This is a genomic window from Streptococcus sp. 2342, assembly GCF_013276795.1.
In the GTDB taxonomy this organism is placed as follows: Bacteria; Bacillota; Bacilli; order Lactobacillales; family Streptococcaceae; genus Streptococcus.
Window position 1 is genome coordinate 393,585 of record NZ_VMLR01000003.1, and the last position, 22,530, is coordinate 416,114.

Sequence of the window (22,530 nt, forward strand, 5' to 3'; positions counted from 1 at the left end):
CCTAACGAATGATATCTTGTGCATTTGCCAGTAATTTTTCAATACTAGTTTCGGAAGTGGAGAGATGGTCTCCTGGAAGAGTACATTTGAGAGTTGCGCTCGCAACTGCAAAGTCAATGGTAGTTTTTAAGGAGGAATGATGGAGTAGTTGATAAAGGGCACCAGATATAAAGGCATCCCCGCTACCAACTCGTTGATAGACTGCAGTTTTTAGTTGGACAGACTCTTCAAATCGTTCTCCCAGAGCATAGGCCTGATAGACATTTTTGTCTTGTTCATCACTAGAGCGGAGGGTATGGAAAATGGCCTTGAAACCATAGGCTTCTTTTAATTGTCGCATGCGATTTTCCACCTCTTTTAGGCTGGCTCTGTCTCTTGGGAACATCTCTAGATTTTGGTCATCAATCATGAGAGGATCAATACCAAAGCAATAGTCAGCGAAACGTGCAAACTTAGAAAATTCATACTTGGCTTCTAGGACTGAAATCATCTTTGTTCTCAGATTGAGATCCATTGAAACGATAATCCCTCGGCGCTTGGCTTCTTCCAAGAGTAGGAGAAGGAGCGTACGAATCTCTTGACCGATAGCTACAGTGATTCCACTAAAATGAAAATGGCCAATCCCCTGAAAGAGAGAATCCATATCTAGCATGTTTGGCCGAATCTGGCTGATACTCGTATGCTTACGATCGTAGAAAACTTCACTTTGACGACAACCAAAGCCGTTCTCCAAAAAGTAGAGGCCGATTCGATCGCCAAGCCGACAGATTGAACTGGTATCGATTTGGTGCTGTTTCAAGAATGTGAGAAAACGATCTCCAATCTCGTTGGCAGGGAGTGCGGTAAAGACTTTCGTTGAGATACCCAGGGCTTGCAAATTACAAGCGATGTTAATTTCTGATCCGCCAAAATAAGTCGAACTGGCAACATGATCGCCGATACTGGTGGCATCTAATGGTGAGATTCGAATTAATGGTTCGCCAAACAGTAATATTTTCGTCATCCATTAGTTCCTTTCTGGTTTAGAATAGCTTTACTTGGCTGATACTTCTTTCAAATAAGCAGCGACTTCATCATCTTGGCAGTTTTCAAAGAAGTATTCTTGGAAGTATTTGCCAGAGATGGTGTCTTTGAGAAAGTCTTGGTCGATTGTTTTAAGGATGGTCATCAAATTATTGTGGGTGATTTGTTTCACCTCGTTTAAGATACGAGCGTTGCGTTGTTCAGGGACTACACGTTCTCTTGGGTAGCCACCGCCCATTTCTTCAGCAAATAAGCGTTCAAACATTAATTTGAGGGTCAGTTCTGCCCCCCAGCCAAATCCTTTGGCATAAGGGATAGACAAGGCGTTACCACCATTGATTTGAGAATAAAGGTAAGCGTCAGTTGGGTCCACTGCTAGACCACAGACAACACCAGGGAAGCTGTTTAAAGCAAGCATAGCTCCTACACCCGTACCACAGCCGGTAACAACAAAGTCGACTGCTTTTGTATTTAAAAGGATGGCAGCCATTAGGCCGTTTTGTACGTATGTTAATGGGGTTTCACCTTCTTCTCCACGCATACCATAGTTAAATAATTGGTAGCCTTTTTTATTTGTCGCTTCTTTTAGACTATCATAAATAATGTGATTCTTACTAGCTTGACTATTTTCATTGATTAATGCGATTTTCATAAGATCCTCTTTCTATTTTTACTCAGGTTGTTTTCCGATGTAGGCTAAGATACCGCCATCTACATATAGGATGTGGCCATTGACAAAGTCGCTAGCGTCACTAGCGAGAAAGACAGCAGGGCCCATTAAATCTTCAGGATTTCCCCAACGTGCAGCAGGTGTTTTTGAAATGATGAACTGGTCGAATGGATGACGAGAACCATCTTCTTGCAACTCACGAAGAGGTGCTGTTTGAGGAGTGGCAATATAACCCGGTCCGATTCCGTTACATTGGATATTGGCTCCACCGTATTCAGACGCAATGTTGCGGGTCAACATTTTCAAGCCGCCTTTAGCGGCAGCATAAGCGCTAACCGTTTCACGTCCCAGTTCGCTCATCATCGAGCAAATATTGATAATCTTTCCATGCCCTTTCTTTATCATAGAAGGAATGACTGCTTTTGAAACGATAAATGGTGCGTTTAAGTCAATATCGATGACCTTACGGAAATCAGCGGCGCTCATTTCGCACATTGGAACGCGGCGGATAATACCAGCGTTATTAACGAGGATGTCAATGACACCAACCTCTTGTTCGATTTGCTTGACCATGGCTTGGATACCGTCCTCGTCTGTCACGTCACAGACATACCCATGGGCTTCGATGCCAACTTCACGATAAGCTTCAATCCCTTTATTGACCAGGTCTTGATTGATATCATTAAAGACAATAGTAGCGCCGACCTCAGCGTAGGATTTGGCAATAGCAAATCCAATTCCATAAGAAGCGCCGGTGATGAGAGCAATTTTTCCTTTTAAAGAAAACTGCTCAATTGAGAATGATGTATTTGTCATTTGATACTTCCTTTCAAATTTGTTAAGACTTCTCTATAACCAAATTATATTCTAGTAAACCGGTTTTGTCAATAATTAAATATTTTTATTTCTGAAAATCTTTGTTTTCCTAAAAAAACGGAAGATTTTGAAGTTTCTGTCTATTGTAATGGTTAAATAAGCAATGAAAGCGCTAATATTTTTTTGAAAAAACTATTGACAAGATAAAAATAAAGGTCTACAATGTAAAATATAGAGTAAACCGGTAAACTCAAAAAAGAAAGGAGAAAAGATGAAAATTGTACTTGTAGGGCATGGACATTTTGCCACAGGGATTTATAGTTCTTTACAATTGATTGCAGGCAATCAAGAAAATGTGGAGGCGATTGACTTTGTGGAAGGAATGTCAGCAGATGAACTCAAGCAAAAAATCTTACTTGCAATTTCAAATGAAGAAGAAGTTTTAATCCTAAGTGATCTCTTGGGAGGATCGCCATTCAAGGTTTCTTCTACCATAATGGGAGAAAATCCAGCCAAAACAATGAATGTTCTCTCGGGTTTGAACTTAGCTATGTTAATGGAAGCAGTCTTTGCTAGAATGGCTCATAGCTTTGATGAGGTTGTTAATAAATCAGTAGTGGCGGCTCAGGGTGGAGTCGTAAATGGTAAAGAATTGTTTTCAACGGATGCAGAGGAAGAGGAAGAAGATTTCGAATCGGGTATTTAAAGGGTAAAAGAATGATAAAAAAGGTTACGATTGAAGAAATAAAATCGCCTGAGCGCTTCTTAGAAGTACCACTTCTGACGAAAGAAGAAGTCGGCCAGGCAATCGATAAGGTTATTCGGCAGTTAGAACTCAACCTTGACTATTTCAAGGAAGATTTCCCGACGCCAGCTACCTTTGATAATGTCTATCCAATCATGGATAATACGGAATGGACCAATGGTTTCTGGACAGGAGAACTGTGGTTGGCTTATGAATACAGTCAACAGGATGAATTTAAAAACATCGCTCATAAAAATGTTCTTTCTTTCCTGGATCGTGTCAATAAGAGAGTAGAATTGGATCACCATGATCTCGGCTTCTTGTACACACCGTCTTGTATGGCTGAATATAAGATAAATGGAGATGGAGAGGCCAGAGAGGCAGCCTTGAAAGCTGCAGATAAGTTGATTGAACGCTATCAAGAAAAAGGTGGTTTTATTCAAGCTTGGGGAGACTTGGGCAAGAAAGAGCATTACCGTTTGATTATCGACTGCTTGCTCAACATCCAACTCTTATTCTTTGCTTATCAAGAAACAGGCGATCAAAAATACTACGATATTGCAGAAAGCCATTTCTATGTTTCAGCTAATAATGTAATCCGTGATGACGCTTCGTCCTTCCACACCTTCTACTTTGATCCTGAGACAGGTCAACCCCTTAAAGGTGTAACGAGACAAGGGTATAGTGATGATTCATGCTGGGCACGTGGTCAATCATGGGGAGTCTATGGTATTCCTTTGACTTATCGTCACCTGAAAGACGAGTCCTGCTTTGACTTGTTTAAGGGTGTAACCAATTATTTCTTGAATCGTCTGCCAAAAGATCATGTTTCTTATTGGGATTTGATTTTTAATGATGGTAGTGATCAATCACGAGATTCTTCAGCAACAGCTATCGCTGTCTGTGGGATTCATGAAATGCTAAAACATCTCCCAGAGGTGGATGCTGACAAAGATATTTATAAACATGCTATGCATGCCATGCTTCGTTCTTTGATCGAACATTATGCAAATGATCAATTTACCCCTGGTGGGACAAGTCTCCTCCACGGTGTGTACTCATGGCATTCAGGTAAAGGAGTGGACGAAGGCAATATCTGGGGTGACTACTATTACCTAGAAGCCCTTATCCGTTTCTACAAGGATTGGAACCTATATTGGTAGGAGGAGAAATATGACAATGCCAAATATTATTATGACCCGTATCGATGAACGGTTGATTCATGGACAAGGACAACTTTGGGTAAAATACCTAGGTTGTAATACGGTCATTGTTGCCAATGATGAAGTAAGCACGGACAAGATGCAACAAACTCTGATGAAAACAGTTGTGCCAGACTCAGTTGCCATGCGTTTCTTCCCTTTGCAAAAGGTGATTGATATCATTCACAAGGCCAATCCTGCTCAAACGATCTTTATCGTTGTAAAGGATGTAAAGGACGCTTTAACCTTGGTAGAAGGTGGTGTCCCTATCAAAGAAATCAATATTGGGAACATTCACAATGCCCCTGGTAAAGAGCAAGTGACACGCTCCATCTTCCTGGGTGAAGAGGACAAGGCAGCCCTCAAGGAATTGAACCAAACTTATCAAGTAACATTTAATACGAAAACAACTCCAACAGGAAATGATGGAGCTGTTGAAGTCAACATTATGGACTATATTTAAAAGAGGAGATCGTTATGTCGATTAATGTATTTCAAGCGATTTTAATTGGATTATGGACAGCTTTCTGTTTTAGTGGAATGCTGTTAGGAATTTACACCAATAGATGTATTGTTCTGTCATTTGGTGTCGGAATTATTCTAGGTGATTTGCCTACTGCTCTTGCAATGGGAGCTATTGGTGAATTGGCTTATATGGGATTCGGTGTTGGTGCTGGAGGTACTGTTCCACCAAACCCAATCGGACCTGGTATCTTTGGTACCTTGATGGCTATCACTAGTGCTGGTAAAGTCAGTCCAGAAGCGGCTCTTGCCCTCTCTACTCCGATTGCTGTGGCGATTCAATTCTTACAAACTTTCGCCTACACTGTACGTGCTGGTGCGCCTGAAACGGCGATGAAGCACTTGAAAAACCATAATTTGAAGAAATTCAAGTTCACTCTAAATGCAACAATTTGGTTGTTTGCCTTTATTGGATTTACCTTGGGTTGCTTGGGTGCCCTTTCAATGGATACCTTGTTGAAACTCGTAGACTACATTCCACCGGTATTGCTTACAGGTTTGACAGTTGCTGGTAAAATGCTCCCAGCTATCGGTTTTGCGATGATCTTGTCAGTGATGGCTAAGAAAGAGTTGATTCCCTTTGTCTTGTTGGGATATGTTTGTGCAGCTTATCTAAACATCCCAACAATTGGTATTGCAATTGTAGGTACTATCTTTGCTTTGATTGAATTTTATAACAAGCCAAAAACAGCGAATCATGTGGTAGAGGAGGAAGCACACGATGACTGGATCTAACAAATTAACAAAACGTGATTATCTTAAAACGTCTTTGCGGGCATTCTTTTGTCAAAATGGATTTAACTATAGTAACTATCAAGGGTTGGGATATGCCAATGTGATGTATCCTGCTTTGAAAAAACACTATGGAGAGGATCAGGAAGGTTTCTACCAAGCCTTGGAAGAAAACTGTGAATTCTATAATACCAACCCACACTTCCTGCCTTTTATTACCAGCTTGCATCTTGTAATGTTGGAAAATGGCCGTCCGGCAAAAGAAACACGTAGTATCAAGATGGCCTTAATGGGACCGTTGGCAGGTATTGGGGATTCTCTTTCACAATTCTGTTTAGCCCCATTGTTCTCAACGATTGCAGCTTCATTTGCTCAAGAAGGCCTGGTTGTCGGTCCAATCTTGTTCTTCCTAGCGATGAATACGATTTTGACAGCGATTAAATTGTCAACTGGTCTGTATGGATACAAACTAGGAACGACTGTGATTGATAAACTAAGTGAGCAGATGGCAACGATTTCTCGTATTGCCAATATTATTGGTGTAACCGTAATTGCTGGTTTGGCAGCGACATCTGTTAAGATTATGGTGCCGATCACCTTTGCTGCAGGGGAAGTTAAAGCAGACGCTAAACAAAGTATCGTAAGTATTCAGGGAATGCTTGATAAGGTTGCTCCAGCTCTTCTACCAGCCCTATTTACACTTTTAGTTTACTACTTGATCAAAGAAAAGAAATGGACAACATATAAACTCGTTATTTTAACAGTTATCATCGGAATTATCGGAAGCTGGCTTAAGATTCTAGCTTAATGGATACAACATTGTTTTATGGAATAGTGATTGTCTTGGCAGTGAGTCCCCTTTTACTGTCAAGCTTTCATTCTATTCGTCAGCAAAAGTTGCTTCGCAAACAGATGGAGCAACGACAAGAGTATTTAGCTTCTTTAACATCTGGTGATGAAGTGTTGTTATTGTCTGGAATTCATGGAAAAATCATTTCTATCAAAGATGACTTGGTCTCCTTGCAGATTGCAAAAGGTGTGGTCATCTATGTAGAAAAGGAAAGTGTAATGGGAAAGACAAAAGAACTGCTTTTTAAGTAGTTCTTTTTCTGGTAATAGATAATGAAAGAAGAAAGAAGACAATTTTTTGAAAGAATTGATGGGGACCAATATCGTGATTATATCTTGTCCCACTGTTCAAAAGACTATGAGAAAGTCAAGAGTTCCCTTGAGCGCTTGATGGACAATCGTTTTATGTTTGATAGTCCTTGGGATATGGAACCTTGTTCAAAAATCCATCAAATCCAGCCGATGGTGTGGAATCAAGTATTTGAAGATGATCCAGAATGGGCTTATATGCTCAATCGACAAGAATATCTCTTGCAGTTTATGATAGGGTACCTGGTAGAAGGAGATAAGGGCTATATCCAAAAGTGCAAGTTCTTTCTATTTGACTGGATTGAGCAGGTGAGAGAATTTCGTCCTCAATCTTTGATGACTAGAACCTTGGATACGGGTATTCGTTCCTTTACTTGGTTGAAACTACTCTTGCTCCTCTTGAAATTTGACTTGCTAGAGGAGGAAGAACTAGAGAAAATTTTGGTCAGTCTAGAAAAGCAGATTGACTTTATGAAAAGCCATTATCGCGCCAAGTACACCCTTAGTAACTGGGGGATTTTACAAACGATTCCGATACTTGCAACCTATCATTTCTTTTCAGATAAGATGGACCTAGAAGAAGCTTACCATTTTGCTTCAAAGGAGTTGAAACAGCAGATCGAGACGCAGATTTTAGAGGATGGAAGTCAGTTTGAACAGTCGATTCTCTATCATGTAGAGGTTTATAAAGCCTTGCTGGACTTGTGTCTCTTGCTTCCGGACTTGCAAGATAGCTTTCAAGAGCTGCTGGAAAAGATGGCGACTTACATTCAAATGATGACAGGTCTAGATGGACGGACCTTGGCTTTTGGTGATAGCGATTCTACAGAAACGACAGAGATTTTGAGCCTGTCTGCTATGGTTTTGAACAAGGAAGACCTTCTTAACGGTCTGGATGTTAAAGTCGATTTACTTAGCCTCCTGTTCCTGGGGCGAGAAAAGGTCAAGCGACTGCAGGAATTTGAAAAGAGAGCTTGGCAGCCTAAGTTCAGGAGCTTTGAAGATTCTGGGCATGTTTGCATTAAGGATGAACATCGTTATCTATTTTTTAAAAACGGTCCGCTGGGAAGTGCCCATAGCCATAGTGACGAGAATAGTTTTTGCTTACAGTATCAAGGCCAACCGATTTTCATAGATACTGGGCGTTATTCTTATCGGGAGGTAGATGAACGTTATCTCTTAAAGAGTGCTTGGAGTCATTCGACCTGTATAGTAGATGGGAAAGCTCCAGAAAGGATCGTGGGATCCTGGGAATATGAATACTATCCTCACTCCCTGTTTTGTCACCACAAAGAAAGAGAGGGAGTGCATTATATTGAGGGGGCGTATTTGTCAGCAGAACCTGATTTGCCTTATCTTCACAGGAGAAAAATCCTCATGTTGGCAGAGGATGTATGGCTCTTGGTAGATGATATCAGGTGTCAAGGTCAGCATGAGGCGTTGACTCAGTTTATCCTTGACAAGGATGTGACCTATCAAGATGGGAAAATCAATCAGTTGAAACTATGGAGTGAAGTTGATTTTGATTTGGAAGCTACGATCATTTCTCCTAAATACAACGAGCTTGAAAAAAGTAGCAAACTCATCAAACACCAATTCTTTGAGAATCAGATGCTGGATTATACAATCATTGCGCATGAGAGTTTTGAAATCATCCGTCATTCTGTCTACCAGACAGATGGTCATCAAGTAGAAAATGCTCTGGCTTTTGAAGTGAAAAATGACGAAACAGACAAGCTGATTCTGTTATTAAGCGAGGATATTTGTGTAGGTGAAAAATTATGCCTCGTTGACGGAACAAAAATGCGTGGAAAATGTCTAGTATATGATAAAATAAATGAGAGAATGATTCGCTTGCAGTGCTAGAAATAGACGTTTTGAATAGTGAATATGTTATAATGGGTATTAGTAGGAGGTGTTTTAGATTGGAGAAGAAACTGACCATAAAAGATATTGCAGAAATGGCTCAGACCTCGAAAACAACCGTGTCATTTTACCTAAACGGGAAATATGAAAAAATGTCCCAAGAGACACGTGAAAAGATTAAAAAAGTTATTCATGAAACAAATTACAAACCGAGCATTGTTGCGCGTAGCTTAAACTCCAAACGAACAAAATTAATTGGTGTTTTGATTGGTGATATTACCAACAGTTTCTCAACCCAAATTGTTAAGGGAATTGAGGATATCGCCAGCCAGAATGGCTACCAGGTAATGATAGGAAATAGTAACTACAGCCAAGAGAGTGAGGACAGGTATATTGAAAGCATGCTTCTCTTGGGAGTAGACGGCTTTATTATTCAGCCGACCTCTAATTTCCGAAAATATTCTCGTATCATCGATGAGAAAAAGAAGAAAATGGTCTTTTTTGATAGTCGGCTCTATGAACACCGGACTAGCTGGGTCAAAACCAATAACTATGATGCCGTTTATGATATGACCCAGTCCTGTATCGAAAAAGGTTATGAGCATTTTCTCTTGATTACAGCGGATACGAGTCGTTTGAGTACTCGGATTGAGCGGGCAAGTGGTTTTGTGGATGCTTTAACAGATGCTAATATGCGCCACGCTAGGCTAACCATTGAAGATAAGCATACGAATTTGGAACAAATTAAGGAATTTTTACAAAAAGAAATCAATCCCGATGAAAAAACTCTGGTATTTGTTCCTAACTGTTGGGCCCTACCTCCAGTCTTTACCGTTATCAAAGAGTTGAATTATAACTTGCCACAAGTTGGGTTGATTGGTTTTGACAATACGGAGTGGACTTGCTTTTCTTCTCCAAGTGTTTCGACGTTGGTTCAGCCCGCCTTTGAAGAAGGACAACAGGCTACAAAGATTTTGATTGACCAGATTGAAGGCCTCAATCAAGAAGAAAGGCAACAAGTCTTGGATTGTAGTGTGAGTTGGAAAGAGTCGACTTTCTAAGATGAAAGGGAAATAACTGGCAACCTCTGTTAAGAAATAAAATAATCCCATCTAGCATGAGCTGGATGGGATTATTTGTCTATAAAATGAGAAATTATGGGAGTAATCTCCTAAATCAACTGTTTTTGATTTACTTCTTTAACTACTTGATAAAAGTTATAGAAGTAGACCAAACTTGAGATGATGGTTACGACTAGGAATATTGGAAATTTCCATTGGATGGGGTTTCTTGATTGTCTTGATTTAAGACTGAAAAATCGTAGATTGAGGTCATTGTTTGCTTTTCTCTTTCTGCTTGGTATTTTTAGACGTTTTCTCCTCCTGTAGGGATAGAAAGCCGTAGGTCAGGGTTCCAAAAATGCTACCGATAATTAGACCATACATCAGTAAAGGAACACTTTTATCGAATTGCATGAGTAACTTTCCAAAATCTGGAAGTGACATCTGCTGAACGATGACTTTATGAAAGATGAGTAGGGTAAAGAGGCCAATCTGAAGACCGATAAACACAACCCAGCTTCGGAATTTGATTTGGCTCTTGCTGTAGGTTTTAAGGATGATTTCTGACTTGTCATCTTTTTCCAGATGGAGTTCTTTGACGGCCCTTTGAGTTTTTAAAGTAATGAAATAAATCAGACCAAAGAAAATGTAGGGCATGGCATAGCGAACGACCTCTATGAAGCGTCCAAATAACAGATAAAACAAGAAGAGAAAGAAGGAAGAATAAACGATTTGGACCATGGAACGGGCACAAGCCTTGTAGATAATCTCTTGCCGGCATTCATCAAAAGGGCCTTGGATATGAAAGAGATTTCGGAGTAGGCGAGTGGTTAAGTCTTCTTTTTTCATGTTAGTAACCTCCTAAATGAGCGGTTTTTGATTGACTTCTTTAACGAATTGATAGAGATAATAAAGATAAGTGATAGAAGAAAGGCTAGCGATAGTCAGCAGTAAATAATATTTCCAATCGCTTGAGATGAGCATCAGTTGTGGAAAAGATAGAATTATAAAGTATAGTGCTAAGTTGAGTATGCGCGTTTTTTGGGAGTCAATCTTTAGATAAGTCAGTCCTTTGTTAAGGGCTGGAATAAAGACTAGCCCGAGGAATATCTCGCTGATTGGCAAGTTCCCTGAAATGATGATGAAGATGAGCAGAGAACTGAACAAAAGATGATAGGTCAGTAAAGTTAGTAGTGATTTCATAGGTACCTCCTAATCCTGGTCTTTTTTAGCTCTTGCAATACGAAGTGAGTCGACAATATGTATCATCACTCCGAAAAAGAAAGCTCCCAGTATAGTTTTAAAAATATGTTTTGTATTTAGAAGAGAAGTGATAAAATTTGGATTTTCACTTGTTAGGGTATCAATGAGTGGAATTATAAAAAATATCACTGTTCCATAAATCGAACCTGCTTTCAGACTAGGATAACGTAACTGTTTCTGTTCTTTTTTCATAAGGCATCTCCTAATCCTCATCTTGATCTTTCTTAGTTTTTGCAATGCGACGGGAGATGAGGAACTGTATGCTCGCTCCGAAGAAAATAGAACCGAGAATGCTTGATACACCATTTCTTATAGTGAGGAGAGAATGAAAATAGTCCTGACCTTCACCTATGAGTATACTGAGAAGAGGAGTTATAAAAAACATCCATAGACCAAAGAACAAACCTGCTTTAAGACCTGGGTAGTGTAGTTGCTTACTTTCTTTCTCGCTCAGCATATCTGGATCAATAGCTGTAATCCCTGTTTTTTTCATTTGGTAGGTGACATAGCCAGCAGCGATGAGGGCAATCACTAAAATTAGAGGAGGATAGACTAGAGCCACTAGTTGAGGATATTTATAGGCCAGAACGAGCGGAATAAGATTTCCGAAAATCATCAGATAAAAAAGGAAGATAAAGACTTGGTTACCTATACGGTCTGCCTCGCGTCGTTTGTATTCGTCAAGTGGATCAGAAATACCGTATGTGCGCTTGATGAGTTTTTCAGTGAAGGTTTCTTTTTTCATGTGTTGGCTCCTTTTTTAAAAATCATCCTCCCAAAAGAGACTGTTGAGGTCAGTTTGGAGGCTGCGGGCGAGATTGAGACAGAGTTCCAGAGTTGGGTTGTACTTGTCGTTCTCAATCATGTTGATGGTCTGTCTCGAGACACCGATATCCTTGGCGAGCTCGAGCTGGGAAATGCCCAGTTCCTTGCGAAATTCTTTCACACGATTCATCTGTTCTCCTTTCTGATTTGTGTCGTATATATTTGACTACATTATATTCTTCTATAGAGCGAATGTCAAGCATATTTGACATATTTCTTAAAGAAATCTTACTTGTTTTTGGCCTATTTGTCTGACTAGTGCAAGCTAGTCAGATTTGTGGTAAAATAGATAAGATATGACAAAAGAATTTCATCATGTAACGGTCTTACTCCACGAGACGATTGATATGCTCGACGTAAAGCCTGACGGTATCTACGTTGATGCGACTTTGGGTGGAGCAGGCCATAGCGAATATTTATTAAGTAAATTAAGTGAAAAAGGCCATCTCTATGCCTTTGACCAAGACCAGAATGCCATTGACAATGCGCAAAAACGCTTGGCACCTTACATTGAAAAGGGAATGGTGACTTTTATCAAGGATAACTTCCGTCATTTACAGGCACGTTTGCGCGAAGCTGGTGTTCAGGAAATTGATGGAATTTGTTATGACTTGGGAGTGTCTAGTCCTCAGTTGGATCAGCGTGAGCGTGGTTTTTCTTATAAAAAGGATGCACCATTGGACATGCGGATGAATCAGGATGCTAGTCTGACAGCCTATGAAGTGGTAAACCACTATGACTATCATGACTTGGTTCGTATTTTCTTCAAGTATGGTGAGGACAAATTCTCTAAACAGATTGCGCGTAAGATTGAACAAGCACGTGAAGTGAAGCCAATCGAGACAACGACTGAGTTAGCAGAAATTATCAAGTCGGCCAAACCTGCCAAGGAGCTCAAGAAGAAGGGTCATCCTGCCAAGCAGATTTTCCAGGCTATTCGAATTGAAGTAAATGATGAACTGGGAGCGGCAGATGAATCCATTCAGCAGGCTATGGAGATGTTGGCTCTAGATGGTAGAATTTCAGTGATTACCTTTCATTCACTAGAAGACCGCTTGACCAAGCAATTATTCAAGGAAGCTTCAACGGTGGAAGTTCCAAAAGGTTTGCCTTTCATCCCAGATGATCTCAAGCCCAAGATGGAATTGGTATCCCGTAAGCCAATCTTGCCAAGTGCAGAAGAATTAGAAGCCAATAACCGCTCGCACTCAGCTAAGTTGCGCGTGGCCAGAAAAATTCACAAGTAAGAGGAAAAAATGGTAGATAAAAAAGAAACAACCAGTCAATTCTTGCAGAGTCGTATAAAAAAATTCTCCCGTGTGGAGAAGGCTTTTTATCTTTCCATTGCGTTTACAGCTCTCGTTTTGGCGCTTAGTATTATCTTTATGCAGACTCGACTCCTACAAGTACAAAATGATTTGACAAAAATCAATGCGCAGATAGAGGAGAAGAAGACAGAGTTGGATGATGCCAAACAAGAGGTAAATGAATTGTTGAGGGCAGAACGCTTGAAAGAAATCGCAAATTCTAAGGACTTAAAATTGAATAACGAGAATATTCGATCAGCGGAGTAAGATATGAAGTGGACAAAAAGAATAACCCGATTTGCGATTAGAAACCGTAAATCTCCAGCAGAAAACCGTAAAATAGTGGGGAAGTACATCAGCTTGTTAGCTGTCGTACTTTTCGCTGTCTTTTTGGTCAATTTTGCTGTTATTATCGGAAGTGGTAGTAAATTTGGAACGGATCTAGTCAAAGAGGCTAAGAAAGTTCACCAAATAACTCGTACAGTCCCTGCCAAACGTGGGACTATTTATGACCGAAATGGAGTCCCGATTGCTGAGGACGCAACCTCCTATAATGTCTATGCTGTCATTGATAAAAAATACAAATCAGCAACGGGAAAAATTCTTTATGTAGAAGATGCCCAGTTTAATAAGGTAGCAGAGGTTTTCCATAAGTATCTGGATATGGACGAGACTTATGTTAAAGAACAATTGTCTCAACCGAATCTGACCCAAGTTTCTTTTGGTGCAAAAGGAAATGGGATTACCTATGCCAATATGATGGCTATTAAAAAGGATTTGAAAGACGCTAGTGTTGAAGGAATTGACTTCACAACTAGCCCTAATAGAAGCTATCCAAATGGACAATTCGCTTCTAGTTTTATTGGTTTGGCCCAACTCCATGAAAATGAGGATGGTAGCAAGAGTTTGCTGGGAACTTCTGGGATGGAGAGTTCCTTGAACAGTATTCTTGCAGGGAAAGACGGTATTATTACCTATGAAAAAGATCGTCTGGGTAATATTGTCCCTGGAACAGAACAAGTTTCCCAACAAACGGTAGATGGCAAGGATGTTTATACAACATTGTCTAGTCCGCTACAATCTTTCATGGAAACTCAGATGGATGCCTTTCTAGAAAAAGTAAAAGGTAAGTATATGACCGCGACCTTGGTCAGTGCAAAGACCGGTGAAATCCTCGCTACCACCCAACGACCTACCTTTAATGCAGATACTAAAGAAGGAATCACTGAGGACTTTGTTTGGCGTGATATTCTTTATCAAAGTAACTATGAACCAGGATCAGCCATGAAGGTTATGACGTTAGCTTCTTCTATTGATAATAATACCTTCCCAAGTGGAGAATACTTCAATAGCAGTGAATTCAAAATAGCGGATGCGACGACTCGAGATTGGGATGTTAATGAAGGTTTGACTACTGGTGGGATGATGACTTTCTTACAAGGTTTCGCTCACTCCAGTAATGTTGGAATGAGTCTACTTGAACAAAAAATGGGAGATGCTACTTGGTTGGATTATCTAAAACGCTTTAAATTTGGGGTTCCAACTCGCTTTGGCTTGACAGATGAATACGCTGGTCAACTTCCAGCTGATAATATTGTTAGTATTGCTCAAAGCTCATTTGGGCAAGGAATTTCAGTGACACAAACACAAATGCTTCGTGCCTTTACAGCTATTGCTAATGATGGAGTTATGCTGGAGCCAAAATTTATAAGTGCTATTTATGATACTAACAATCAGTCTGTACGTAAGTCACAAAAAGAAATAGTAGGAAATCCTGTTTCCAAAGAGGCAGCAAGCACAACTCGAAATCACATGATCTTAGTTGGGACGGACCCTCTATATGGAACTATGTATAATCACTACACAGGAAAGCCAATTATAACAGTTCCTGGACAAAATGTAGCAGTTAAATCCGGTACGGCTCAAATCGCTGATGAGAAAAATGGAGGATACTTGGTTGGTTCTACCAATTATATTTTCTCAGCTGTGACTATGAATCCTGCTGAAAATCCTGATTTTATCTTGTATGTAACGGTTCAACAGCCTGAGCATTATTCAGGTATCCAGTTGGGAGAATTTGCCAATCCTATCTTGGAAAGAGCAGTGGCTATGAAAGATTCCCTTAACCTGCAATCTACCGCTAAAACGTTAGATCAGGTAACCAATCAAAGCGCTTATGCCATGCCTAGCATTAAGGACATTTCACCTGGCGATTTGGCGGAAGCCTTACGTCGCAATATTGTGCAACCAATCGTTGTGGGAACAGGAACAAAGATTAAAGAATCATCTGTAGAAGAAGGGACGGATCTTGCACCTAATCAGCAAGTTCTCCTCTTATCTGATAAAGCAGAGGAAGTTCCAGATATGTATGGTTGGACAAAAGCAACCGCAGAAGCTTTTTCTAAGTGGTTAAATATAGAACTTGTATTTGAAGGTTCGGGATCTACTGTGCAGAAGCAAGATGTTCGTGCTAATACAGCCATCAAGGACATTAAAAAAATTACATTAACTTTAGGAGACTAATATGTTTATTTCCATCAGTGCTGGAATTGTGACATTTTTACTAACTTTGGTAGGAATTCCAGCCTTTATCCAATTTTATAGAAAGGCGCAAATTACAGGCCAGCAGATGCATGAGGATGTCAAACAGCATCAGGCAAAAGCTGGCACGCCAACTATGGGAGGACTTGTTTTCCTCATTGCTGCAGTTGTAGTGAGTTTCCTTCTTGCTCTTTTTTCAAAACAATTGACCAATAATGTGGGAATGATTTTGTTCATCTTGGTCCTTTATGGACTTGTCGGATTTTTAGATGACTTTCTCAAGGTCTTTCGTGAAATCAATGAGGGGCTGAATCCTAAGCAGAAATTGGCTCTTCAGCTTTTAGGTGGGGTCGTCTTCTACCTTTTCTATGAGCGCGGTGGCGATATGCTTTCAGTCTTTGTCTACCAAGTGCATTTAGGGATTTTCTATATTGTCTTCGCCCTTTTCTGGCTAGTTGGTTTTTCAAACGCAGTCAACTTGACTGACGGCATTGACGGTCTGGCTAGTATTTCAGTCGTGATTAGTTTGTCTGCCTATGGAGTTATTGCCTATGTGCAAGGTCAGATGGATATCCTACTAGTGATTCTTGCCATGATTGGTGGTTTGCTTGGTTTCTTTGTATTTAACCATAAGCCTGCTAAGGTCTTTATGGGAGATGTGGGAAGTTTGGCTCTCGGTGGAATGCTGGCAGCTATCTCTATGGCCCTCCACCAAGAATGGACTCTCTTGATTATCGGAATTATTTATGTTTTTGAAACAACCTCAGTCATGATGCAAGTCAGCTATTTCAAAATGACTGGTGGTAAACGTATTTTCCGTATGACACCTGTCCATCACCATTTTGAGCTTGGAGGATTGTCTGGTAAAGGAAATCCTTGGAGCGAGTGGAAGGTTGACTTCTTCTTTTGGGGAGTAGGACTTCTAGCAAGTCTCTTGACGTTAGCAATTTTATATTTGATGTAAGAATAGCACCCTGATATTTCAGGGTGTTTTTGCGTTAAATACACAATGAAAATCAAAGAGCAAACTAGGAAGTGCTCAAAACATAGCTTAGAGGTTGTAGATAAGACGAAGCTGACGTATTTTGAAGAGTGTAAAAAAATATTAGTCAGTTAAAGTCAAATCTCTTGACCTTTTCTGACTAATGTAGTATATTATGAACGTAAGGTAAATGAAAGCCTTACTAGAACACTTATTTAAAGTAAAATAGAAAGAGGTGGGGTCTATGTTTAATCTAGAAATCTTCAGAAGTAAAGATAGTCTACTCCTGCTTGAAAAAGAAAAACCAGAAATAGTACCTAGAGTAGCGATTTAGCTAGTCTAAATTTTTTAAAACAAAGGTCAAAGATAGTCAATATCAGTAATAATAACGAAGAAATACAAAAAAGAGGTAAAGAATATGAACAACAACTTTAATAATTTTAACAACATGGATGATTTATTTAACCAATTGATGGGTGGTATGCGAGGATACAGTTCTGAAAATCGCCGTTACTTAATTAATGGACGCGAAGTCACACCTGAGGAATTTGCTCACTATCGTGCAACTGGCCAATTGCCAGGGAATGTAGAAGCTGATGGACAAATGAAACAACAGACTTCAGGTATGAAACAAGATGGTGTCCTTGCTAAACTAGGTCGTAACTTGACAGCAGAAGCTCGCGAGGGCAAGCTGGATCCTGTTATCGGACGAAACAAGGAAATTCAAGAAACATCTGAAATCCTTTCACGCCGTACCAAGAACAATCCTGTTTTAGTCGGAGACGCAGGTGTTGGTAAGACAGCAGTTGTCGAAGGCTTGGCACAAGCCATTGTGAACGGAGATGTTCCTGCCGCTATCAAGAACAAGGAAATTATTTCCATTGATATCTCTGGTCTTGAGGCTGGTACTCAATACCGTGGTAGCTTTGAAGAAAACGTTCAAAATCTAGTAAATGAAGTGAAAGAAGCAGGGAATATTATCCTCTTCTTTGATGAAATTCACCAAATCCTCGGTGCTGGATCAACTGGAGGTGACAGTGGTTCTAAAGGGCTTGCGGATATTCTCAAGCCAGCTCTCTCTCGTGGAGAATTGACAGTGATTGGGGCAACGACTCAAGACGAATACCGTAACACCATCTTGAAGAATGCAGCTCTTGCTCGTCGCTTCAACGAAGTCAAGGTCAATGCTCCTTCAGCAGAGGATACATATAAAATTCTTCAAGGAATTCGTGACCTCTATCAGCAACACCATAATGTTATCCTGCCAGACGAGGTTTTGAAAGCAGCTGTGGATTATTCTGTTCAATACATTCCTCAACGTAGCTTGCCAGATAAGGCTATCGACCTTGTGGATGTAACGGCAGCTCACTTGGCAGCTCAGCATCCTGTAACAGATGTGCATGCTGTTGAACGAGAAATCGAAGCGGAAAAAGACAAGCAAGAAAAAGCAGTTGAGGCAGAAGATTTTGAAGCAGCTCTAAACTATAAAACACGCATTGCAGAATTGGAAAAGAAAATCGAAAACCACACAGAAGATATGAAGGTGACTGCAAGTGTCAACGATGTAGCTGAATCTGTAGAACGAATGACGGGAATTCCAGTTTCACAAATGGGAGCATCAGATATCGAACGTTTGAAAGATATGGCTCATCGTCTGCAAGACAAGGTAATCGGTCAAGACAAGGCGGTAGAAGCGGTAGCTCGTGCTATCCGTCGTAATCGTGCCGGTTTTGATGAAGGCAATCGCCCAATAGGTAGCTTCCTCTTTGTAGGACCAACTGGGGTTGGTAAGACGGAACTTGCTAAGCAATTGGCGCTCGATATGTTTGGTACTAAGGATGCTATCATCCGTTTGGATATGTCTGAATACAGTGACCGCACAGCCGTTTCTAAGCTAATTGGTACAACAGCAGGCTATGTTGGTTATGATGACAATAGCAATACCTTGACAGAACGTGTTCGTCGCAATCCTTACTCTATCATTCTCTTGGATGAAATTGAAAAGGCTGACCCTCAAGTCATTACCCTTCTCCTTCAAGTTTTGGATGATGGTCGTTTGACAGATGGTCAAGGTAACACTGTCAACTTCAAGAATACGGTGATTATCGCAACTTCAAACGCAGGATTTGGCTATGAAGCCAATTTGACAGAAGATGCGGACAAACCAGAATTGATGGACCGTTTGAAACCATTCTTCCGTCCAGAATTCCTTAACCGCTTTAACGCAGTCATTGAGTTCTCACACTTGACGAAGGAAGACCTTTCTAAGATTGTGGACTTAATGTTGGCTGAAGTCAACCAAACCTTGGCTAAGAAAGACATTGATTTGTCAGTCAGTCAAGCGGCTAAGGACTATATCACAGAAGAAGGCTATGACGAAGTCATGGGTGTTCGTCCTCTCCGTCGTGTGGTTGAACAAGAAATTCGTGATAAGGTGACAGACTTCCACTTGGATCATTTAGATGCCAAACACCTAGAAGCAGATATGGAAGAGGGTGGTTTAGTTATTCGTGAAAAAGCCTAAGAGAAAATTTTGAGGAGAAAAAGAAAAGGCTGGGTAAAAAGATTTTGGATTTGATACTCAAGAAAAATCAAAATAGAACTAGGGGTGACTTCATTTTTAGATAATATTGACAAAGTCAGTAACAAATCTGAGGCAAGATATTGCAATGTAGATTGATATTTGAATTTAGAAGAGTATTTGGAATTCTTTGTTATGAATTCTGAGAATAAATAGATGAAACAAAAAAGCGAATAAAACAGAATTCTGATTTTCAGAAAACTAGTTTATTCGTTTTTTTTATTTACGCTTATCTATCTTGGCTTAAATCAAGTATTTCCATCACCTTATGAACAATCCTCTTATGTTGTGGGTGTTTTTGAATCTTCAATAACAGTTCCATCATCTCAGTATCTTGTGGCACAGAATGTAGAATAACTCTCATAGCTTTAACCTCTGTGATAAGTCTTGCTATTTATAGGTTAAGAGTATATTTTTTATTTACTTTAGTTAAAAATAATTTAAAAAATATTAACTAAAGTATATTTATTTGTGGTATAATTAGGGTAGTGTTTAATAATATTTTAAACATAAATATAAAACAGGAGGCTTTTTATGAATAAAAAGAAAATATTGGGAGTTATATTATTGTCTATTCTTTTTGTATTGGCTGGTTGTAGCAAGAAAGAATTAAGTAAAATTGAAATGATTGAGGGAAGCTATAATACAGATTTAGGACTTATAACTATAAGTAAGGATAAAAAACTAGTTGGTTTTGAGGGGTTTGGTTATATAGATTTCAAAGAAGACGCTGACAAATTTAATAAAAGTGAGCGGGAGTATTATTTCCCAAACAATGCTGATAAAAATGAATTAAAAGAAAATGAAGCTATTGTTGCTATTGGTCTTGAAGATAAGTCTATTTACAAGATACAATGGACAGCTAGTGATAAAACTAAAAAAGTTGACTCTATAACTATTACTATGACTTATACATTAAACAAAAGTCATAGAAAATCACTATATAAAGAGTATTCAGGAGTTAGAATACAAAATAAATAATGTTAGTACAGTTAGGAAAAGCTAAGAGGTTATTAAAATTTCTTTTAGTAATCACATTTCTTATTTTGCTGTCAGGATGTAGAAGTTCTCTAAACCGTATTGAAATTGGAGATGAAATCTATTTTTGGACTGTAGAACAGAATTTAGATACTGAAGAATTTGAATCTGTTAAGGTTACAGGGATAGTCTCACAGGTAGTTGAATATGAAGATTATTATATAGTGAGACTACAAGGAGATATAAGACCTTACCAGATAGATAAAGACAAATTTCACTGATAAAAGGTAAAGTATGAATAAAGGAAAAATTTTAAAGATAACTGAGAACACAGTGTACATAGGTTATGAAGATGGAAGTTTAAAGGAAATTCCTATTGAATCTTGTGACTTTGAGCCTAAAATGGGTGATTATGTAGAGGTTTATGGTGATATTGCTATAAAGGTTGAAGTAAGTAATGAAAGTACCCCAGTTAAAAAATCAGAGGCTAAAGAAATATCATTAGTTAGCAAGATAAATCTGATTTTATTTGTAGTTTTGGCTATGATAATCCTAAGTGCTGCTTTCTATGTGGGAGAAAGCATGTTGAAAGCTACAGCAATATTGTTTTTTGTAGTTTCGGTATTGATGATAGTATTAAATCTTATATTTATTATTATTTCATCTATTAAGAAGAGTGAAGTTAATAAAGAAAGTTCTATAAAATATTTTATTGTAGGTATTTTAACTGTTATTTTATCCATTGCTTTTGCTCAGTATGTAAATAATACCCCTTCAAATTCAAAGAAGACTACATCACAGAGCACTTCTAAGTCCTCTACGTCGTCATCTAAGAATAGTTCTAGCTCTTCATCGTCTTCAAAGGCAAGTAGCTCTACTACACCTTCATCATCTAAAGAGAGTAGCCCTAGTTCATCTTCCTCAGTACCATCAAAACCTAAGATTACTGTAGACAATGATAAAGCAAATTATGGTGAAGTGGATTATAATAGTTGGAATCATGATGAAGTAGCCGTAAATACTAAAGTAAGAGTATATGGGAAAGTTTTACAAGCTATGGAAGATAGGAAAGCCTATACTCTTCGTGTAGCTATAAATGATGACTATGATAAAATTATCTTAGTTTCTATTCCTTCGGAGTACAATAATAGAGTTATAGCTGAAGATGACCATATAACATTGTACGGACTAGCACAAGGAAGACAAAGTTATGAAACGGTCTTTAAAGCTACAAAAACACTGCCTTATATGGTGGCTTACATGTATGACAATTAGGAGAGGTTATGAATACTTATAAAGTTATTAAAATCGAAGAAACTCTAATCTATTTAGGTAAAGATGATGGAACTTTGCTAAAAGTTGAACAGACTTCTTTTAATTTTGTACCACAACTAGGGGATATAGTAGAGGTATATCAATCTGAAGGAACCTATATCATAACTAAAAAGTCTAGTGAAGTTCCCACAGAACAGAAAAAAGAAGAAAAAGGATTTCTGACAGTTAGAAATATTAAGCTTTATGCATGGCTTGGAGTTTTTGCTATATTGGTATGGCACCCTGTTTTTGCTGTTATCCCCTCAGTAATGTATCGCCTTCTAAAAGAAAAAGGAGAGAAAGATAGTGCTACTTTGATATTAGGAGCAACAATATTTGCGACAATCCTAGCAATAACCGTTAGAGTACTTTTAACATTCTAGTAAGAGGTAACACGTTTTTTAAGGTAATAGATAAGCACTGGATACTCAGATTCAGTGCTTATCTATTTTCTTTTTGTTTTTTAATCAATTTCTTCAACAAAGAAAAATCATTCTAAAATTACAACCTATACCTCATTCCTTATCTGAATAACGTAACCGTCTACGATTAGATAGATTTAGTATATATTACACTTTAGTACTTTTTTATCACTAGCTATCTTGGCTTAAATCAAGTATTTCCATCACTTTATGAACAATCATCTTATGCTGTGGGTGTTTCTGAATCTTCAATAACAGTTCCATCATTTCTGTATCTTGTGGCACAGAATAAGGTAAGAAAAAATCACTCAATGAAACTTCTAAAGCATCAACAATCTTCACAAAAGTTTCCAAAGAGATATTTCTGTGATTATTTTCTATCTGACTGATATAAGGAACGCTTAGATTTGTTTTTTCTGCTAATTCTTGCTGTGTAATCTTCTTTGAAGCTCGTAAGTCTCGTATCTGATTACTTATATTTTCTAATATATCATCCATTCCTTCACCCCTAAGTTAAATCTA

General features: G+C 38.9%; 25 protein-coding genes. 16 read left to right on the forward strand and 9 right to left on the reverse strand.

Translation table 11 applies throughout. The annotated features are described in order from the left end of the window. Position 1 precedes the first annotated feature (1 nt). From HT689_RS04400 to HT689_RS04410, 3 genes are read right to left on the reverse strand one after another with little or no spacing between them, the layout of a single operon-like run. The gene (locus HT689_RS04400; protein ID WP_173226246.1) at positions 2–1,003 is read right to left on the reverse strand and encodes a sugar kinase; all 1,002 of its coding nucleotides are present in this window, start codon (positions 1,001–1,003) and stop codon (positions 2–4) included. Positions 1,004–1,033: 30 nt separating this feature from the next. Then, positions 1,034–1,675, reverse strand: a complete 642-nt coding sequence (locus HT689_RS04405) for an RpiB/LacA/LacB family sugar-phosphate isomerase (protein ID WP_173226248.1) — start codon at positions 1,673–1,675, stop codon at positions 1,034–1,036. 18 nt (positions 1,676–1,693) lie between these two features. Next, positions 1,694–2,509, reverse strand: a complete 816-nt coding sequence (locus HT689_RS04410; RefSeq protein WP_050313396.1) for a gluconate 5-dehydrogenase — start codon at positions 2,507–2,509, stop codon at positions 1,694–1,696. A gap of 271 nt (positions 2,510–2,780) precedes the next feature. Here HT689_RS04410 and HT689_RS04415 point away from each other — a divergent pair, with 271 nt between their 5' ends. Genes HT689_RS04415 through HT689_RS04450 form a run of 8 tightly spaced genes read left to right on the forward strand, consistent with a single transcriptional unit; the run spans position 2,781 to position 9,795 of the window. Next, positions 2,781–3,215 (forward strand): PTS sugar transporter subunit IIA, encoded by a 435-nt coding sequence (locus HT689_RS04415; protein ID WP_000706826.1) that lies wholly within the window; start codon positions 2,781–2,783, stop codon positions 3,213–3,215. 11 nt (positions 3,216–3,226) lie between these two features. Continuing rightward, a complete protein-coding gene (locus tag HT689_RS04420; protein ID WP_000592923.1) occupies positions 3,227–4,417 on the forward strand; it encodes a glycoside hydrolase family 88 protein in 1,191 nt (396 codons plus the stop codon). A 10-nt stretch (positions 4,418–4,427) separates the two neighbouring features. Beyond that, a complete protein-coding gene (locus HT689_RS04425; protein WP_000178619.1) occupies positions 4,428–4,919 on the forward strand; it encodes a PTS system mannose/fructose/N-acetylgalactosamine-transporter subunit IIB in 492 nt (163 codons plus the stop codon). A gap of 14 nt (positions 4,920–4,933) precedes the next feature. Beyond that, positions 4,934–5,713 carry a PTS mannose/fructose/sorbose/N-acetylgalactosamine transporter subunit IIC gene (locus tag HT689_RS04430; RefSeq protein WP_000026611.1) on the forward strand — a complete coding sequence of 260 codons (780 nt, stop codon included), beginning with the start codon at positions 4,934–4,936 and terminating at the stop codon, positions 5,711–5,713. Beyond that, a complete protein-coding gene (locus HT689_RS04435; protein ID WP_000148013.1) occupies positions 5,700–6,518 on the forward strand; it encodes a PTS system mannose/fructose/sorbose family transporter subunit IID in 819 nt (272 codons plus the stop codon). Before HT689_RS04430 ends, HT689_RS04435 begins: the two co-directional genes overlap by 14 nt. After that, positions 6,518–6,811, forward strand: a complete 294-nt coding sequence (locus HT689_RS04440; RefSeq protein ID WP_000381737.1) for a preprotein translocase subunit YajC — start codon at positions 6,518–6,520, stop codon at positions 6,809–6,811. The genes HT689_RS04435 and HT689_RS04440 overlap by 1 nt, the downstream gene beginning before the upstream one ends. A 21-nt stretch (positions 6,812–6,832) precedes the next feature. Next, on the forward strand, positions 6,833–8,734 hold the full coding sequence (locus HT689_RS04445; RefSeq protein ID WP_173226252.1) for an alginate lyase family protein: 1,902 nt from the start codon (positions 6,833–6,835) through the stop codon (positions 8,732–8,734). 59 nt (positions 8,735–8,793) lie between these two features. Continuing rightward, the gene (locus HT689_RS04450; protein WP_000412459.1) at positions 8,794–9,795 is read left to right on the forward strand and encodes a LacI family DNA-binding transcriptional regulator; all 1,002 of its coding nucleotides are present in this window, start codon (positions 8,794–8,796) and stop codon (positions 9,793–9,795) included. Between the two features lie 270 nt (positions 9,796–10,065). Here HT689_RS04450 and HT689_RS04455 read toward each other — a convergent pair whose 3' ends face one another. The 5 genes from HT689_RS04455 to HT689_RS04475 are packed head-to-tail and all read right to left on the reverse strand — an operon-like array spanning position 10,066 to position 12,013. Next, positions 10,066–10,644 carry a DUF3278 domain-containing protein gene (locus HT689_RS04455; protein ID WP_173226254.1) on the reverse strand — a complete coding sequence of 193 codons (579 nt, stop codon included), beginning with the start codon at positions 10,642–10,644 and terminating at the stop codon, positions 10,066–10,068. Between the two features lie 12 nt (positions 10,645–10,656). Next, positions 10,657–10,998: a hypothetical protein gene (locus tag HT689_RS04460; RefSeq protein WP_173226256.1), complete on the reverse strand. Its 342-nt coding sequence runs from the start codon at positions 10,996–10,998 to the stop codon at positions 10,657–10,659. A gap of 9 nt (positions 10,999–11,007) precedes the next feature. Then, positions 11,008–11,250 (reverse strand): hypothetical protein, encoded by a 243-nt coding sequence (locus HT689_RS04465; RefSeq protein WP_173226258.1) that lies wholly within the window; start codon positions 11,248–11,250, stop codon positions 11,008–11,010. Positions 11,251–11,260: 10 nt separating this feature from the next. Then, entirely contained in the window at positions 11,261–11,803 is a 543-nt protein-coding gene (locus HT689_RS04470) for a DUF3278 domain-containing protein (protein WP_173226260.1), read from the reverse strand. Between the two features lie 15 nt (positions 11,804–11,818). After that, entirely contained in the window at positions 11,819–12,013 is a 195-nt protein-coding gene (locus HT689_RS04475) for a helix-turn-helix transcriptional regulator (protein ID WP_001082470.1), read from the reverse strand. Between the two features lie 166 nt (positions 12,014–12,179). Here HT689_RS04475 and rsmH point away from each other — a divergent pair, with 166 nt between their 5' ends. The 8 genes from rsmH (at position 12,180) to HT689_RS04520 (ending at position 21,969) form a co-directional block, all read left to right on the forward strand. Continuing rightward, on the forward strand, positions 12,180–13,130 hold the full coding sequence (gene rsmH, locus HT689_RS04480) for a 16S rRNA (cytosine(1402)-N(4))-methyltransferase RsmH (RefSeq protein WP_000159402.1): 951 nt from the start codon (positions 12,180–12,182) through the stop codon (positions 13,128–13,130). 9 nt (positions 13,131–13,139) lie between these two features. Further along, positions 13,140–13,457, forward strand: coding sequence for a cell division protein FtsL (ftsL, locus tag HT689_RS04485; RefSeq protein ID WP_000227825.1), 318 nt, complete (start codon positions 13,140–13,142; stop codon positions 13,455–13,457). Positions 13,458–13,460: 3 nt separating this feature from the next. Continuing rightward, positions 13,461–15,713 (forward strand): penicillin-binding protein PBP2X, encoded by a 2,253-nt coding sequence (pbp2X, locus tag HT689_RS04490; RefSeq protein ID WP_173280811.1) that lies wholly within the window; start codon positions 13,461–13,463, stop codon positions 15,711–15,713. 1 nt (position 15,714) lies between these two features. Continuing rightward, a complete protein-coding gene (gene mraY / locus HT689_RS04495) occupies positions 15,715–16,695 on the forward strand; it encodes a phospho-N-acetylmuramoyl-pentapeptide-transferase (RefSeq protein ID WP_173280814.1) in 981 nt (326 codons plus the stop codon). A gap of 436 nt (positions 16,696–17,131) precedes the next feature. Then, entirely contained in the window at positions 17,132–19,237 is a 2,106-nt protein-coding gene (locus HT689_RS04500; RefSeq protein ID WP_173226267.1) for an ATP-dependent Clp protease ATP-binding subunit, read from the forward strand. A 591-nt stretch (positions 19,238–19,828) separates the two neighbouring features. Further along, positions 19,829–20,275 (forward strand): hypothetical protein, encoded by a 447-nt coding sequence (locus HT689_RS04505; RefSeq protein ID WP_173226269.1) that lies wholly within the window; start codon positions 19,829–19,831, stop codon positions 20,273–20,275. Between the two features lie 291 nt (positions 20,276–20,566). Further along, positions 20,567–21,547 (forward strand): hypothetical protein, encoded by a 981-nt coding sequence (locus tag HT689_RS04515; RefSeq protein ID WP_173226271.1) that lies wholly within the window; start codon positions 20,567–20,569, stop codon positions 21,545–21,547. 8 nt (positions 21,548–21,555) lie between these two features. After that, positions 21,556–21,969, forward strand: a complete 414-nt coding sequence (locus tag HT689_RS04520; protein ID WP_173226273.1) for a hypothetical protein — start codon at positions 21,556–21,558, stop codon at positions 21,967–21,969. Positions 21,970–22,179: 210 nt separating this feature from the next. On the opposite strand, the gene HT689_RS04525 is transcribed toward HT689_RS04520, so the two are convergent. After that, complete coding sequence (locus HT689_RS04525; protein WP_173226275.1) at positions 22,180–22,506, reverse strand: helix-turn-helix transcriptional regulator; 327 nt, start codon at positions 22,504–22,506, stop codon at positions 22,180–22,182. Positions 22,507–22,530: the final 24 nt, after the last annotated feature.